At 56.7% G+C, this 15908-nt stretch carries 12 protein-coding genes and 3 pseudogenes; 7 read left to right on the top strand and 8 right to left on the bottom strand.

Translation table 11 applies throughout. From position 1 onward, the window contains the following. The first annotated feature begins 54 nt into the window (after window positions 1-54). The 7 genes and pseudogenes from NKH41_RS30410 to NKH41_RS30380 all read left to right on the top strand — a co-directional run bounded on the left by NKH41_RS30410 (window position 55) and on the right by NKH41_RS30380 (window position 6453). A complete protein-coding gene (locus NKH41_RS30410) occupies window positions 55-921 on the top strand; it encodes a branched-chain amino acid ABC transporter permease (protein WP_352935334.1) in 867 nt (288 codons plus the stop codon). Continuing rightward, window positions 921-1808, top strand: a complete 888-nt coding sequence (locus NKH41_RS30405) for a branched-chain amino acid ABC transporter permease (RefSeq protein WP_352935332.1) — start codon at window positions 921-923, stop codon at window positions 1806-1808. The genes NKH41_RS30410 and NKH41_RS30405 overlap by 1 nt, the downstream gene beginning before the upstream one ends. Then, window positions 1805-2563, top strand: coding sequence for an ABC transporter ATP-binding protein (locus tag NKH41_RS30400; protein ID WP_352935329.1), 759 nt, complete (start codon window positions 1805-1807; stop codon window positions 2561-2563). Before NKH41_RS30405 ends, NKH41_RS30400 begins: the two co-directional genes overlap by 4 nt. Further along, entirely contained in the window at window positions 2560-3267 is a 708-nt protein-coding gene (locus NKH41_RS30395; protein WP_352935327.1) for an ABC transporter ATP-binding protein, read from the top strand. The genes NKH41_RS30400 and NKH41_RS30395 overlap by 4 nt, the downstream gene beginning before the upstream one ends. A gap of 88 nt (window positions 3268-3355) precedes the next feature. Next, a pseudogene (locus NKH41_RS30390) lies at window positions 3356-3484 on the top strand (dihydrodipicolinate synthase family protein); the annotation flags it as partial. A gap of 35 nt (window positions 3485-3519) precedes the next feature. Next, window positions 3520-4755: an NAD(P)/FAD-dependent oxidoreductase gene (locus tag NKH41_RS30385; protein ID WP_352935324.1), complete on the top strand. Its 1236-nt coding sequence runs from the start codon at window positions 3520-3522 to the stop codon at window positions 4753-4755. A gap of 798 nt (window positions 4756-5553) precedes the next feature. Further along, the gene (locus NKH41_RS30380) at window positions 5554-6453 is read left to right on the top strand and encodes a dihydrodipicolinate synthase family protein (protein ID WP_352935321.1); all 900 of its coding nucleotides are present in this window, start codon (window positions 5554-5556) and stop codon (window positions 6451-6453) included. A gap of 284 nt (window positions 6454-6737) precedes the next feature. On the opposite strand, the pseudogene NKH41_RS30375 reads toward NKH41_RS30380, so the two are convergent. The 8 genes and pseudogenes from NKH41_RS30375 to NKH41_RS30340 all read right to left on the bottom strand — a co-directional run. Continuing rightward, window positions 6738-7002, bottom strand: a pseudogene (locus NKH41_RS30375) (IS110 family RNA-guided transposase); the annotation flags it as partial. A gap of 517 nt (window positions 7003-7519) precedes the next feature. Further along, window positions 7520-8326: a 4-hydroxy-tetrahydrodipicolinate reductase gene (gene dapB / locus NKH41_RS30370; RefSeq protein ID WP_352935385.1), complete on the bottom strand. Its 807-nt coding sequence runs from the start codon at window positions 8324-8326 to the stop codon at window positions 7520-7522. 252 nt (window positions 8327-8578) lie between these two features. Then, entirely contained in the window at window positions 8579-9955 is a 1377-nt protein-coding gene (locus NKH41_RS30365) for an FAD-dependent oxidoreductase (RefSeq protein ID WP_502906073.1), read from the bottom strand. Continuing rightward, the gene (locus NKH41_RS30360) at window positions 9948-10244 is read right to left on the bottom strand and encodes a (2Fe-2S)-binding protein (protein ID WP_352935316.1); all 297 of its coding nucleotides are present in this window, start codon (window positions 10242-10244) and stop codon (window positions 9948-9950) included. The genes NKH41_RS30365 and NKH41_RS30360 overlap by 8 nt, the downstream gene beginning before the upstream one ends. 13 nt (window positions 10245-10257) lie before the next feature. Next, window positions 10258-11391 carry an NAD(P)/FAD-dependent oxidoreductase gene (locus NKH41_RS30355; RefSeq protein WP_352935313.1) on the bottom strand — a complete coding sequence of 378 codons (1134 nt, stop codon included), beginning with the start codon at window positions 11389-11391 and terminating at the stop codon, window positions 10258-10260. Between the two features lie 492 nt (window positions 11392-11883). Then, a complete protein-coding gene (locus NKH41_RS30350; protein ID WP_352935310.1) occupies window positions 11884-13344 on the bottom strand; it encodes a M20/M25/M40 family metallo-hydrolase in 1461 nt (486 codons plus the stop codon). 1303 nt (window positions 13345-14647) lie between these two features. Then, the gene (locus NKH41_RS30345; protein ID WP_502906072.1) at window positions 14648-14890 is read right to left on the bottom strand and encodes a transposase; all 243 of its coding nucleotides are present in this window, start codon (window positions 14888-14890) and stop codon (window positions 14648-14650) included. Between the two features lie 729 nt (window positions 14891-15619). Continuing rightward, window positions 15620-15908 (bottom strand): annotated as a pseudogene (locus tag NKH41_RS30340) (hypothetical protein); the annotation flags it as partial.

Below are 15908 nucleotides of genomic sequence, written 5' to 3'. Positions count from 1 at the left end.
TTGCTTGGGAGGGGGCGTTGAATGCACCCCCTCCCGCCAAGGGCGGGAATTTCTATGTCGGCTTTTGCTGAACTTATAATCGGCGGCCTCATGTCTGGCCTTGTCGTCGGGTTAGCCGCACTTGCCATTACGTTAGTATTTGGCATCGCGCGGTTCGCAAACGCGGGCACGGGCGACATGATGACCGCGGGGGCCTATGTGGCCTTGTCGGTATCCGGTGCCACAGGTTCGATAATTGTGGGTGGCTTGGTCGGCGCTCTCGCGGGCGCTGCTATTGGGGTGGTAATCTATGCGTTGATTTTCCGGAAGCTGGCCGGCAGATCCTCGGTGGCAAACCTTCTCGCGTCCATAGGTGTCGCCTTCGTCATCCGCGCTATCGTTGGTCTGATTTTCGAGCATCAGCAACAGGTGTTTCAACTGCCGCTTGTTCGACCCTGGCGTATTTTCGACATCCGCCTCCGGCCGACGGACCTCAACCTGGCGATTGTCGCGGCCCTAACCTTGACCACGGTCTTCCTGATTCTGTATGCGACGCCCATCGGTCGACGCATGCGCGCTGTGGCCGATGACCCCAGTCTGGCACGAATTTCCGGTATCTCTCCAACCCGGGTCATGATCGCGCTCTGGGCATTGGCCGGATCGGTTTCGGCTGTCGCAGGCACGATGTACGGCATCAAGACCGTCGTCACCCCCGAAATGGGCTGGGACATGTTGCTACCGGCCTTCGCGGCTGCGATCCTGGGCGGCATTGGGCATCCAGTCGGTGCGATTTGCGCAGGAATTCTCCTCGGTACTGTCCAGGAGATGACCACTCCGTTTGTTGGTTTCACCTATAAGCTCGCAATCTCCTTCGTTGTATTGCTGATGGTATTGCTCTTACGGCCAAGTGGCTTGTTCGGTCGAATGGAGGGAGCGCGCTGATGGAAGCCTACCTTGTCGCGATGTCGATCGTCACCGCGATCTACGTGCTTCTAGCACTCGGCCTGAACCTGCAATACGGTTTCACCGGACTCATCAATTTCGGCCATGTTGGTTTTTTCTGCATCGGTGCCTACACAGCGGCTTTAATGGGGCAGATTGGGATCGCCTGGCCGATCTCCTTTTTGTCGGGTGCTGCCCTTGCGGCGCTTGCGGCTTGGCCACTTGGATTGGTCAGCCTTAAACTGCGTGACGACTATTTCGCTATAGTATCGCTAGGTTTCTCAGAAACCGTAAGGATCGTGGTCACAAGTGAACAGTGGTTGACGAAAGGTGTTCAGGGCATAACAGGCATCCCGAAATTGATGGGCTTCTTAGGAACTGGGCTAGTGCAGTCTTTCGCGGTGTTGGTGCTACTTGTCACCGTTATCGTGCTGGCAGGGCTCGCGAACCGACGTATCACGCGCTCCCCCTTCGGGCGAATGATCGAAGCAATCCGTGACAACGAGGAAGCAGTGAAGGCCCTCGGCAAGGACCCAGCCGGTTTCAAGATCCAGGTCTTAATGCTTGGGGCTGGCCTCGCTGGCATTGCCGGAGGATTTTACGCGCACTACATCGGCTACATAGTGCCTGAGCAGTTCATTCCACTCATGACTTTTTATGTCTGGATGGCCATCATAATTGGTGGTGTTGGCCGAATTTCAGGTGCCATCGCCGGAACGGTTATCCTGATGATATTCTTGGAGGGCTCTCGATTTCTCCGCGGCTTCATACCTTTTGTTTCCGAAGTCGAAATGGCGAGTGTTCGCATCGGTATCATCGGTCTCGCGCTGGTTCTCTTCACGCTCTACCGGCCTCAAGGCCTGATGGGAGATTATACGAAGCGATGAACCTTGCAATCGAAGGTCTTACAAAGGTCTACGGCGCGCTGCGAGTGGTAGACAACGTATCTTTCACGGTGCCAACTGGCGATATCGTCGGGGTCATTGGCCCCAACGGCGCGGGGAAATCAACCCTGTTCTCTTTGGTAACCGGCTTCTTGGATGCCGCCGAAGGCCAGGTGCGCCTGAACGAAAAGCCGATTGGACATCTCTCCGCAGTCGAACGGGCTCGCAGTGGCATGGTGAGAACGTTCCAGGTACCTCGAGAGTTCAGCCATCTCACCGTTAGGCAGAACCTCATGGCGGCTGCACCAAAGCAGAGCGGTGAAAGCCTCGTCGATCTGTTCTTCCGTCCAGGACGTATCCGGGGAGAGGAGGACACGATTTCACGGGAAGTTGACGCGATGCTCGATTTTCTTCGGCTGTCACAAGTCGCGCACACGCTGGCCGTTCGCCTCTCCGGGGGGCAAAAGAAGCTGGTGGAACTCGGGCGCGCGCTGATGACTGGCGCCAGACTGATCTTGCTGGACGAGCCCTTTGCAGGCGTCAATCCAGTGCTGATCGAGGAGATCGCGGAGCGCATTCGGGAACTGAATGCAAAAGGCATCGGCTTTCTGATAATCGAGCATGATCTTGGTGCGCTCACACGTCTCGTCTCGACCTTGCATGTGATGGATCGCGGGCGCCTCATCGCCTCTGGAGTGCCCGCCGGAGTGTTGGCGGACAAGCAGGTGCGTGAAGCATACTTGGGAGGTACATCATGACAGTACTGTCCATTGAGGGCCTCAAGGGTGGCTATAGCGAGGTCGACATCCTGAACGGAATTGACCTGATGCTCAAGGAAGGTGAAATCCTGACGGTCGCTGGGACAAACGGAGCCGGCAAGTCGACTCTCGCGAAAGCGGTCGTAGGTCTACTACCGCGCGTCAGCGGGTCCCTCCGACTTGATGGAAGGGACATCACGTCCCTGGCGCCCGAAAAGCGCGCGCAACACGGTATCGGGTACGTACCACAGGTCGCCAATGTATTTCCATCGCTCACGATCACCGAGAACCTTGAAGTCGTGCAAGGCGTGCAGGACCGCAAAGCCCGGATTTCCGAGATGTTTCGGCTCTTCCCGGCTTTGGCTGAACGCAAAAGGGCGCGGGCAGGGCGTCTCTCGGGCGGCGAGCGGCAGCAATTGGCCTATGCGCGTGCACTGATGACACGGCCCCGGGTCGTGGTGTTGGATGAGCCAACAGCGGCTCTTTCACCTGCGCTAGTGGCGGACAGCTTCGCTCGTATTGCGAGCTTGGCATCCGACGGCACCAGTATCCTGCTGATTGAGCAGCGCGCCCGTCAGGCGTTGGCGATCTCTAATCGAGGAGCCATTATGGACAGTGGCAGGGTTGCCATGGAAGGGCCGGCAACCGAGTTGCTGAACAACGAGAAGGCCGCTGACCTTTATCTCGGGCACTACTCCACCTAACTTATTATCGACGGCCCGCCTTCTCAGTCCCTTTGCGACTGCGGCGGACGCAGCTTCAATCACATCTCTCGCACAAGGATAGTAAATCATGGCTGGCGTAAACTGGGGTGGCATCTTCCCCGTTCTCGTCACCCGCTTCGGTTCCTATGGCTCCATCAATGAGGCCCGGTACAAGGCGCTCGTCGATCACGCGATTGCCACGTCAATAGGTGGTGTCGAGTCCGAGAGCCCAAAAATGCAGCAGGTACCGAAATGACTGAAACTCGATCTATCGCGATTGTCGGCGGCGGGCTCGCCGGCGTGAGCTGTGCCTTGATGCTGGCGCGGGAAGGACACTGCGTTACTGTGTTCGAGGAAGGAAAGGTAGGGCATGGCTGCTCCTGGGGCAACGGAGCGCAGTATAATGCCGGAACCTCGCTTCCCATGGCATATCCAGGTGTTTTGTGGCGGGCGCTGCGCTGGCTTGCTGACAAGAATGGGCCGGTCCGGCTTGCCCCACGGGAGCTGCCGCGAAATATCCCTTGGCTCCTTCGTTTCATTCGGACCGGCAAGCCGGAGACGTGGGAATCCACTTACACCGCGTTGAATGCCCTTAATGCTCCTTGCGCAGATCTCTATCGCGACATGCTAGGCGACAATGGCTGGAGAAAGGTGTTTCGCCCGACCGGAGCGCTCCATGTCTATAAGGATATAACCCCAGGAGGATTGGACGAGCAGATCGCGAGCTTGCGGACGAGCCACAACGCAGCATTTGAAAAGATCAGTGCGGACCAGATACGGGAACTCGAGCCGGGTCTGTCCAAAGACTATCAGCGAGGACTTTACTTTCCGGGAAGCGGTTATGTGGACTCGCCGCTGACACTTGTCGAGAGTCTTATGGAGCGCGCCGCTGCCTATGGAGTGACGCTCGAGAAGGCGCGGGTGCACTCCATCGAACCGGGGGCCAATCTTGTCACTCTGCACACGAGCACGGGGTCTCATCGCTATGAGAGCGTCGTAGTCTCCGCAGGTATTGCCAGCCGCGATTTCGCTAAGGCTTTGGGAGTGTCCCTATCGCTGACTAGCGAGCGAGGATATCATGTCGCTTTCCCCGGTATCTCTGGCGCTGTTCGCCGCCCCGTGACTGACACTGGCTCAGCCTTCGTTGCCACACCCCTTGCGGATGAGTTGCGCATCGTCGGCATCGCCGAATTCGATAGGGTCGACGCCCCGTTGGATGAGAAGCAACCGGAGAAGCTTATCGCTTGCGCTCGCGCGATGATTCCGGACCTACAAATCGAGAAGGTGCAGCGCTGGATGGGGGTGAGGCCTTCGACGCCTGACAGTCTTCCCATTATTGGCATCCACCCCAAGCATTCTGTAATTCTATTCGCGACTGGCCACGGGCACTTAGGTATCAGCGGGGCACCAATGACCGCAGCGCTAGTTTGCGACTTGGTGGCTCATCGGAAACCTCGAATTTCCTGTGATCCATATCGGCTAAGATAATCGACGATCATTGGGGATTAACTTTGATTTATTACAAGGATAGATTTGACATAATGCATCCTGGCTGAAAAAGCCTTACCGGTAGGGCTACCGCGATCGCGGTGAAGAGCGAGTCACATGAAGAGCGGTATTTCATTTCATTTTCTTGGAGGTTGCACACGGCGGAAAGAGCCGGAATTCCAGTTTCTGGAGGGGTCAACTGGATAGACGCAATCGACCGACTAGCATAGTGCGGAAGGTTTGGCATAGTTCAAAACTTCGCCCATGAATGACGATCCTCGCGGGCTTTTTGCGGTCGTCAGCCATATAGAGAATCAAACGGCACGAAGAGGAATCATCGGCTAATGGGCTCGGAGAAGATCTTCCGGATAGCCGCCCCGGCAGCTTTCGCTCGAAGGGCCCCCGTTGTCTGGCTCTCGCGAAGCGCTAGAAAATGATGTGGACGAGAGCCGACTGAGCGAAGATTCTCGACTACCTCCACATCGCGACTGCCTTGATCTGCGACGGTCGCGCGTCGAACGCCCCGAGTCTCTTGTCTTCTCTCCTCATCGCGTCTACGTGCTAAATTTTTCTTGCGCTACTCCGCATACATGGTATGGGTCATTGGAAAAATGATATGTGGCAATCAAAGGAAGGAGCGTGCGGGTGATCGGCGGCGAAGACATCCCCACGAATTGGTTACTGTTTCCGACCGATCCAGACGCGCCTCCGAAGGGGGCACTGGTCAATCTAAATGACTCGGCCCCGCTGCGTTGTACAGCGACATCAAATATCGATTCCCAAGCATAGGAGGTCTTAATGAGTGGTTTGCGCACGAACTGGGCGGGCGTTTTCACGGCGGTGGTAACCCCTTTCACAGGCGATAACTTTGACGAGAAGCTATTCAGGAAACATCTGTTGACGCTCCTAGGCGATGGTGTCGATGGACTCGTAGTTACCGGCAGCACAGGTGAGTGGTACACGCTGTCCGATAAAGAACGCATTCGCGCTTGGGAAATTGCGCAGGAGGTGGCGGGGGAAAAAGTCCCGGTTATTGCAGGCACATCCGCCGTTGGAACCAGCAAGGCTGTAGAATTGACCCGGACTGCCAAGAACCTTGGATTAGCCGGCAGCATGATACTCCCCCCTGGCGGTTGCTTTGCCGCGCCACACGAGGTGGTCAGATTTTTTCACACGGTTGCGACGGTCGATCACCCCCTTATGGTGTACAACAACACTCCTCGGACCGGTGTTTTGCTCGACGCTAAGTCGATGAAAAAGATCGCCGAGGCCGGTTCCGTTGTGGCTTTCAAAGACAGTAGCCGAGATTTGTACGCCGCAAGTGAAACAATCTATGAGATTGCCCATGAGCTGGCGGTATTTACCGGACTTGAGCCTTATTTTGGAGCTGTATTCAACCGCGGCGCGGTCGGTACGGTCTCGATGCTATCGAATCTGAGTCCAGTTATGGTTCAATATTACCGCGCACTTGTTTCAAATGATCTTGCAACTGCAAAACGCTGTGAGTTACGAGTGGATCAATTTTACCATCAAATGGCCACGGTCGGGGCACCAGGTCTGGTTTTCCTCAAGGAAGCAATGAAGCTCGCGGGGCGCTTCGGCGGTGACGTGCGGCTTCCGCATCTACCAGCGGACAAGGGAACCAGCGACCTGATCGATAAAGGGTTGCAAAAGGTTGGCATCCTGAGCGCACGTTAAACAAGCAAAGCAAATTGCAGAGCGTCTTAGCTTGGCATCGCGACAAAAAGCGGGATGACAAGAGCGCGCTGTGGCCGATCGCGGCGATGAGCTAAGAACGTGTTGGACTAAGCCGCCGGCACGGGTGGCCGCTATGGGCGTTCAATGGAAAGCGGTCCACAGGCCCGCCTTCCAAGCTTGGACAGAGGCATAAAATTTCGCGAGCCACCCGGATCTATCGCGCGCACAAAGCTTAGGTTGGGAGGAAGTCGGATGAGGAGATTTGTGCTATCGCGGGCGGTAAGGAGCACAGGGGCGGCGTGACGGGTCTCGATGCAGATCACGGCACGCCGGCCCGGGCCGGGCCCTCGAACAGCCACTGCGACAGCGGCCCGGCTTCAAGCCCAACGTGCTCAAGCCGCCAGGCGGGCTCCTTGAGCCCCTGCCCTAGATCCTGCGGTGGCTTGCCACCTTCACCTCCCGGCAAATCCGGCCGGTTTCACCGATGATGCAGATGATGCACACTGCGGTCCCTTTTACCGCCACATCCAATGCAGCATAGTGCTTCATGCTGCGCTTCCTCCTTCAGATGCTTTGCGGCTGCCTCCACGCAGACCACATTTATTCTCACTCGAAGCGCAGCACCTTCGCACCTTCAACCTTCAACATCTACACAATGCATCCTGGCCGGAAGATGAGGCTCCGAATACCCCATCTCGGACGGGCCGAGCCGATCCTCAACTCAGGAGGACGAGCAGCAGCGGATTATTGAGAGGCATTTGTCGGAATCGATGTTGCGAAGCTAATGAAGACTATTGCGATTGCGGAGGCGGGCTATCGCCGGGCGATGTGTTCGAGGGTCTGGGTGAGCCAAGCGAGCGGAACGACATATCGCAAATCTGAAGTGGCGTCGCGATCGTCACCCAGGTGCGCCCTCCGCCGTCGCGCAGCGACAGCGGCCATTTGCGGAAGTCGACCGGCATGCCGCAACGTAACCCGCAGCACCTTACGGGATCTGTCCGGCGAAAGGCCCGCAGTACCACATTGGGTTTAACCAGCATACATCATTCAATATAGCGGTGCAACGTTACGGCGCATCCAGTCCGAGCACGTCGGCCATCGAATATAGGCCGGGTTTGCAGTCGCGACCCCAAAGTGCTGCCTTGATGGCACCTTGCGCGAAGAGACTGCGGTCTTCAGCGATATGCGACAGTTCTAGTCGCTCGCCGCCGCCCGCGAAGATGACCTTGTGATCGCCGATGACTGTCCCGCCGCGCAAAGCGGCAAAGCCGATCGTGCCGACAGTCCGGGCGCCGGTGTGACCGTCGCGCGCGGCGACGCGCTGGCCGGGCAACCCCATCTGCCGGCCGGCGGCCGCAGCCTCGCCTAGCAACAAAGCCGCACCGGAAGGAGCATCGATCTTCATCCGGTGATGCATCTCGAGAACCTCGATATCCCACTCAGAATCGAGGGTAGCTGCAACCTTCCGGATCAGCGCGGCGAGGATATTGACGCCGAGGCTCATATTACCAGATTGGATGATGACGGCATTTCTTGCCGCCCTCTCTAGCTCGGAGAGATGAGCGGACTCCATGCCGGTGGTGCCGACGATATGGACGATGCGAGCCTGGGCGGCGAGTGAGGAAAATGCGAGGGTTGCTTCCGGCGTTGTGAAATCTAACACGCCGTCGGCTTCTGCGAAGGCAGGCCCGGGTTCGTCCATCACCGTGACACCACAACTCGGCATGCCCGCGACGATTCCTGCATCCTGACCAATAGCCGCAGTGCCAGGCCGTTCGATTGCTCCTGAGAGGACGCAGTCTCGGCTTTCGGCAATCGTCCTAATGAGCATCCTGCCCATGCGCCCGGCGGCTCCGACGACAACTAGACGCATCTCAGACATTAAAGATGATCCTATTTAGCGACCTAGCACGCTCCTTCCTTCGGACAGGGGCAGGCGAGCGCAACACTCGAAACAGGCGCCACAATACCGAGAGGGGGGCAAGTTGTGACTGGGGCAACAACACGTGATCCTGTCGAAGCTTCGCGACGACCTCTTCAGACTTGCGCTTCTTCTGCACCGGGACCAGGGGGCAGGCCTCTCCAATACCGGCAATGCAGCGAAGCTGCCCGTAATTCCCGATGCTCAAGACTTATTTATCAATTCACCAATTTTAACTGGCCTAAGCGGAAAACGAGGAACTGGGGGCCGCAGTTCATCCGGTTCCTTACCGGCTGCTCTACCTAACAGAGCAAGCACCGTATGCATACACGTGCGACCCTGGCAGCGCCCCATGCAGACACGCGTTTCGGCCTTCAGCGCGCTCAAATCCTGAATTCCGTGGCTGAGCGCGCGCATGATCGATGCAAACGAAACATCTTCACAACGGCAAATGGTCGTATCATCTGTAAGCGGTCGCCGGTCGAATGACTCCTGGAGCGTTAATTCGACGACGGCGGATCTAAATTTTTGCAGGCGACGCCATTGTCTCTTCAAAGTCGACAGTTGTCTCAAACGAATGCTGTCGGCAACGCCTCGTGCGGCAGCAATAGAACTTGCCGCAATCGCGCCCTCAAGCAACGCATTTTCTACACCAGACGGTGTGACGCAATCGCCGACCACGTACACGTTACGGACAGTGGATTCAAAACTTGAGTTCCGCTTGGGCGACCATACCAAGTTTAACGATTGCCACTCGAGTTCACAACCGGCGCGCGAGGCCACCTCGATATTGGGCAGCAAGCCATCGTTGACGACTACTAGGTCCAGATCAAGGCGTTGGTCGGAGGACCCGAAGCGTTGACCGAATTGGCGGACTACGACGCCAGTCACCCTTTCGTGGCCGATTACATTAGTGATGGAATAATCAGTCAGCACCTGCACCCGATAGAGTTTGAGCATCAGAAGGTAGCTCAATCCCCGAAGGAAGATGTCCGGTCTGCGCATCAAGCGCAACAACGCGCTTAACGTTAGGGGCGGGCGGCACGGGGCGCAAACAGCAACGATCTTTGCCCCACATCTCAAGAGGCTCGTCGCTGCTAACAAGCAAAGTGGATTTGACCCCATGACAAGTACGCGAGATCCGGGAATGACGCCACTCGCCTTCATCAGGTTTTGCGCCGCGCCGGCGCCAATGACACCTGGGGTCGTCCAGCCGGGGAAAGGTAGTATCCGCTCGCGGGCTCCAGTCGCAACGACGACACTATCGCCTCGAAGATGGGTGATACTTCCGCCAACGGCAACGGTGAGAATTCGATCGGCCGATATATCGAGAACGGTCGCCTGACTCAGGACTGTCACGCCGCAATTGTCGAATACGGAGAGGCTAGCGTGGATGTAAGGTGCTCTTCCAAATCGGGGCGTTAAAAGCCTGCCAATTCGATTCACGCCAGCATGTCGGAAATATTGACCGCCTACCCTCGTCTGATCGTCAATCAGCGCGACCTTCAACCCGGCTTCAGCAGCCGTGCGGGCGGCTGATAAGCCTGCAGGACCAGCACCGACGACTATAACGTCATACATCATCATGGCTTCCCACATCCGTTACAATACGCATCCCTTCACGGACCTCGGTGAGGCAAGCCCGGACACCACTCTGGCCGTCTATCGTCACTGTACATTCCCAGCAGACACCCATTCCGCAGTAATAACCGCGATGGACTCTTAGATCTAATGAGCGTCTTATACTCAATGTCTCAATCATGAACAGCACACCGGCAACCGTGTCACCTATAGACGCCGAAACGCTCTGCCCATTAACGAATACATTGACACCGACATCTGTATCTGCTCCCTCCAAGCGCTTAAACATTCTCCTGCTCGACTTAAACATTTTCCGAGAGCCTTAGCGAATTTTTTTGAAATTTCGGAATTGCTGCTCCGCATATCGCATCAGCTGCCATCCGTCCGAACAGTGGTCCCAGCGTGAATCCGATGTCGCCAGTTAGAATGATCCACACGCGCGCGTCATCATCAATGCTGTCAAGCACCGGACCATGGCTGAATGCTGTTTCAGAAAATCCCGCCCATGTCCTGACAAGAAGAAGAGATTCTAGTTCCGGCACAATATCGAATTGTGCCTGTAAATTCTTTTGGAGCTCATTTACATCAATATCCGCAACATTGGTTTCGAGATCGCCAATGCCGGAATACCCACCGCCAATAACACATGAACCGTTGGCAAATTGCTTCAACGTGAATTTTCCGCCGGCGTGGGTTATTACTGCTCTCTGCATAAACTGAGACGTACGTTCCGTCACTGAGAGAATGTTAACTTTCAAATCCGTTCGAATCGGCCGACCGAATATTCGCGAAACCTCGGTGTTCCACGCCCCAGCCGCGATTATGACATAATGCGCTTCCACGGTATGATAGTCGGAAGTAATGAGCCTAAAAGTCTTGTGGGCGCTCTCCACCGCTTGAACGTGTGACGAAATGCGCAAACCTCCAAACCTAGTGTATTCGTTTAACAACGCCAGCCGCGCGCGCAGAGGACTGGCCATCCCATCGTAAGGGCAGTGGGAAATGGCTTGCACGCCTCTTGAGAACCAAGGAGTCCGCTTCCGAACTTCGTTGCCAGCAACGACCTCACAATCTACGCCATGGGCCTTGAGTTCAACGGAGCGCTGATGAAGCGCCACTAATTGCTCATCGTTACAGGCCACGCGATAACCGCCAGCCCTAACATACTGGGTTGCGCCACTCAGGGATTGGTCGAGTTCTGACCACGCATTAATTGCGGCGAGACAAATCTCGTGAAGTTGTGGGCCTTTGTTTTGAAGCGCAACTGTTCCGGCGTTAATCCATGAGGCGGCCTTACGCTTACCACCGTCCTCTATTACTGCGACATTCAAGCCCTTTTGTAGGAGAGATATGCCTGCCGTCAGGCCTGCAATCCCCCCGCCGATGATCGCGACGTCAGCCTGCACTTTGGTCCGCTCTCGCATCGGCACTGTCATAGCAAATCATTCTTCCCAGGGTCAAAGAGCGCTTGCGTTTACGTGGCGCGGCTCCAGACACCAAGCGCCTCGCGAGAGCGCCATTGCCCGACTATAACGCCGCTGTAGACGCGTTAGACGACGAAGTACCACTTCCAATCGATACCTGGGGATTGCGGCTTGCCGAGCGCGGTTAATGGCAAACGGAGCAGGCGTGCCGGCGCCTCGTCGATAGAAGGCCACTAGTACCAAAGTAAAGTAGCCACCGCATTCGACGCCTCGGCGCTCTGATAGCTGAGCCACCCAAGGGCGCATTGCCGTTGTCTGAAACGCCACAGCGGCTGCGGGAATAACCCTATTGCATGGAATGCCATGGAATCTACTCATTGCATTATGTCAAGCGAAAGATGAACTATATCATAAAATAGGTATGGCACAAGATATTCTTTCCGCTCGCCTTTATTCCAACTGAAGAGGCCTGATCCACCGGGTGAGCCGTGCGATCAAGAGGCCCTAAGCAGGTCGAGCCAGCCGTCCGATGATTCTGGCCCAGCTCCGTGCGCCTTTTTGGAAGCTTTTTAGATTGTACTTTTCGTTCGGAGAGTGGATACGATCATCATCCAATCCGAAGCCAATCGGAAGGCAATCTATGCCAAGAACACGACTCAGTGAAGATACAATAGGTATTGATCCGCCTGACCCCATGAACACGGCGGGGCGCCCCCATTCTTCCTCGAGAGCTTCTGCTGCTGCCTTCAGGTAAGGCGATTGGGGATCAGTACTGAAAGCTTTGCGGCTGGCTTGTTTCACTCTCGTTTCGAAAGAAAAGAATTCATCCTCGCCGGACAAACCCGTGTCGACTTGGTCAAGGAACTCCACTTTACAATCCTGTGGTACCCGGGATTGGATGAACGATTGAAGCGAATCCAAAATCTTCTCCGGATTCTGTCCAGCGACCAGGCGACAGGTAATCTTCGCAGATGCCCTCGAAGGTATAACTGTTTTACTGCCGACGCCCTGATAACCGCCCGTAATGCCATTGAATTCACAGCTTGGACGCTCCCAAAGTTGTTCCAGCGCGCTATATCCCTTCTCTCCTGCTGGAACGGTAAGCCCTACGTCGCCAAGGAATTCGTCGGTGTCGAAATCCAGCGCTTGCCATTGCTTCTTCTGATCCGGCGGAGGCGGCTCGATACCATCATAGAAACCTGGTACAGCGACGCGCCCATTGGCGTCATGGAGATCAGCAAGGACATGCACAAGCTCCCGGATAGGGTTCAGCGCAGGTCCGCCATACTGGCCGGAATGCAAATCTCGGCTTGGTCCCGTGAGAACGACCTCGAGACCGACAATGCCTCTCAACCGGACTGTAATTGCAGGCGTGTCTTTATCCCACTGTACGACATCGCAGATGAACGCGAGATCGCAAGTGATCTCGCTACCGTGCCGAGCCAAGAATTCTGCAAGGCTTGGTGAGTCAGATTCCTCTTCACCCTCAAGGAGAACCGTCACGCGGATCGGCAGCTCGCCCGCCACCTGCTTCCACGCTCGTAAGGCTTCGAGGAACGTTGAAAACTGTCCTTTGCTATCTTCTGCTCCTCGCGCGACGATCACTTCCCCATTACCTGGCTCGACGTCCAACCATGGCTCGAATGGAGGTTTAGTCCACAGGTCCAGAGGATCAGGCGGCTGCACGTCATAGTGCCCATAGAAGAGGATATGAGGCTTACCTTCGCCGTTGGCCGGCCCATCGTGCGCCACGACTATCGGATTCCCGCTCGTCTCCCGTAGACCCGCTTCGAATCCGATTTCTCGAAGTGTTGCGACACACCATTCTGCCGTTGCTCTGCAATGTTCTTTATAGGCAGGGTCGGTTGAGATACTGGGTATTCGCAACACCTCAAAGAGCCTTGCTAGCGCCGCATCTCGACTGTTGTCGATTGCATCAAGAACGGCTTTAAGATGGTCAATCATGTTTCATCTCGTCTCCATCGTTAATCTACTATCCGCGAGTGAGTACCCTTCCACGTTACACCCCGAGCGAGACATAGTGCTGGCATCGAAATGCTATCCGTGTACAAGGAGCGCATCGCAGACCTACATTTCTTCGTCTCATGAACATAAACGATCATCCTCACGCTTTTTGCCCGACCCGCTTTCACCTCCCACGCCCACTACGACCCTTTGGCAGCTAAATAACCCACTCGGTCGAAGTCGCGAAGATGGAGGCGCGCACAATCATCTGCACGTGAACCGTAGCAAGAGACAGAGGGCCTAAGTCAAATCTAGTGTGTGTATTGACGTCATCTCGTTTTGAGATAGAGAGAGCTTGCAAACGCTAAGGGGGATGACGCCGTAGGACCCCGGACGCGATGGCTTCGCGACTGATCGGTACGTGCCTTCGAAGGCCGCCGAGACCGAGCGAACGTCCATGCGTGATTCGTTCGGATTGGGAGGTTTGCTGAGAAGAAGCGAACTTATCCGCAGCGTAGTCACTGGAACCCGCTGGACACTTTCACTTCGATCGCCGCGATCCACGATCCGCGCGACCTCGGCACGGGTGAGGCACGCCATGGCCGACATGCAGCCCCGCACAGAGGTCTGCGCGTGGGGAGCTGCCCCGCTCGATATTGCCACCGACATCGAGGAACATCGAGTGAACCAGGATCAAGCGAACGAAAAATCTCGCATTTTAATCGGCTATACCAACCGGCTTTCGGCGCCCGCTGGCGAAAACACGCATCCACGGGGATCCCCCAGAAGGCGCGAGGGCGAGCGCTCGCCCGGCGGAGCTGGCCAGGGCTGCGCAGCCCGGACGAGCGTGAACGTATGGCCCGCCCGTCTGCAAGGGTGTTTGTGAAGATTGCTCTGCTCAGTCTGCGTCAACGTATCCAGTCTCGGGGGTGATGCGCAACGGACTCGTGAAGGCGGGCGTCGCCGGCCGCCACGGTGTGCGTTTCCGACCGAACGACGCCGTTCTGCAACTGCTGAACAGCATCTAAATATTATGTGGCGGAGGCAAGCTGGGTTTGGACGTGCCGGGCGCCAGGGCGGCTCCGCCACATAATCTCGCCCGACGCATAAGAACGGATCCGAGCCGGCACCGCGCACCAACGCCAGAAAGCCGTCGATACCTTTTCGGAAGTCTACCGGACGGCTCGCAAGATAAACCTTCACGCCAGCTGGGATCATGCTGAGCGCACCGCCCCCAAAACACGCCGCAGATGGTCCTCGCACATTCGCACCGGCCCGGACCGTCATGCCATTGACGTCAATCTCAATGGTTCGGGAATGGTGAGCCTAAAGCCTCCCAAAGCAGGACTCCCTCATCCTTGCCGGCGCGTTCCACCTCACCCTTTAAGCACCGCAGCCCGCCAGCCGAACAATTGCGATGGGCTGACCCAATCTCCCGCGCCAAGCCTGAAATATTGGCGCCCGGTTCAGAGCTCCTTGCCACCATCTCGGCCTTGAACGCATCTGACCATCGCCGCCGCCGCGCAACCGGTGCACCCCTCCGCAACCGCCTCAATCAATTGGAAGCTTCTATCCGCAGGCATGGGCGCAGACATAGAAATTGACACCGCAAGCTCCTCGGTTACCTCAGTATCGTCATCGCCCGCGCACCCGCGCATACTTCCCGCGCCAGATGGGATGACCTTCCCGCTTACAAAATAACAGCACCAGCCTCATCCAACCCGACTAGGCGGCACACGTTCTTGCCAAGATCAATTCCAAGCACGACAATCGACATTGGTCCGTTCCTCTCTCGTTCCAAGACAGAGCAATCCTAACCGATCGCTCCGTAGAGGGGCGGGCCATCCCATAATCAGCCTGCACAGAGAATGGTGGGGCACGGTTCTTTAGGGCACATGGCCGTCCGGGACACAAGACCTTGATTACGTGCCCCGGCGCCTAATCGGGAACCAGAAGATGGGCCACGGCCGAAGAAGGCGAAGGCCGCATTGTGCGCTTTGATCCAGTGGGCGAACGGCTCGGTCGACGTCGCGCAGGCAAATGACAAGTCGATCCGCCGGGCACCGCCACAAACACATGGGCATAGCGCACCTCGCCGTTCCGGGGCCGGCACCATGTCGCTGGCAGTAATCGACAAACATCTTCTCACCGCCCGCGTGGCTCTGCCACGCCGTTAGAGGCAAGCGACCTTCCCAACGACGGATATACGGCACGTAGTCGGCCTAGGCCACCGAAATGAAGCCCTTCTATAGCGCGATCTGGGAGAGAGGCGCTCTCACGTTGATTGCCGCGCCGCACCCTTCACATGCAGATAGCGCAGGAAGGCGCGCACCACCCCACCAATCGCTTTGTCGCTCTCGGTGGAGCCATCGAGTGCACGTCGCTCGACACAACCGATAACGATCTCCGGGGTGAGTGCTGCAAATACTTCTGAGCTCGCGCCGACGGCCCGCTCGGGCCCGGAGGTGGCGGACATCATCGGGAGCGTGACGAGCACCCCATCTTGCCTGAGGGCTATGCACTGGGGAGATTTGCCGCCTGATTTGCGGCAGCGAGGAGCGCAG

It is taken from the genome of Mesorhizobium sp. M1169 (assembly GCF_040318345.1).
Taxonomy (GTDB): Bacteria; Pseudomonadota; Alphaproteobacteria; order Rhizobiales; family Rhizobiaceae; genus Mesorhizobium.
The sequence above is the reverse complement of the archived record's forward strand: the minus strand, read 5'-3'. Positions and strand labels throughout refer to the sequence as shown.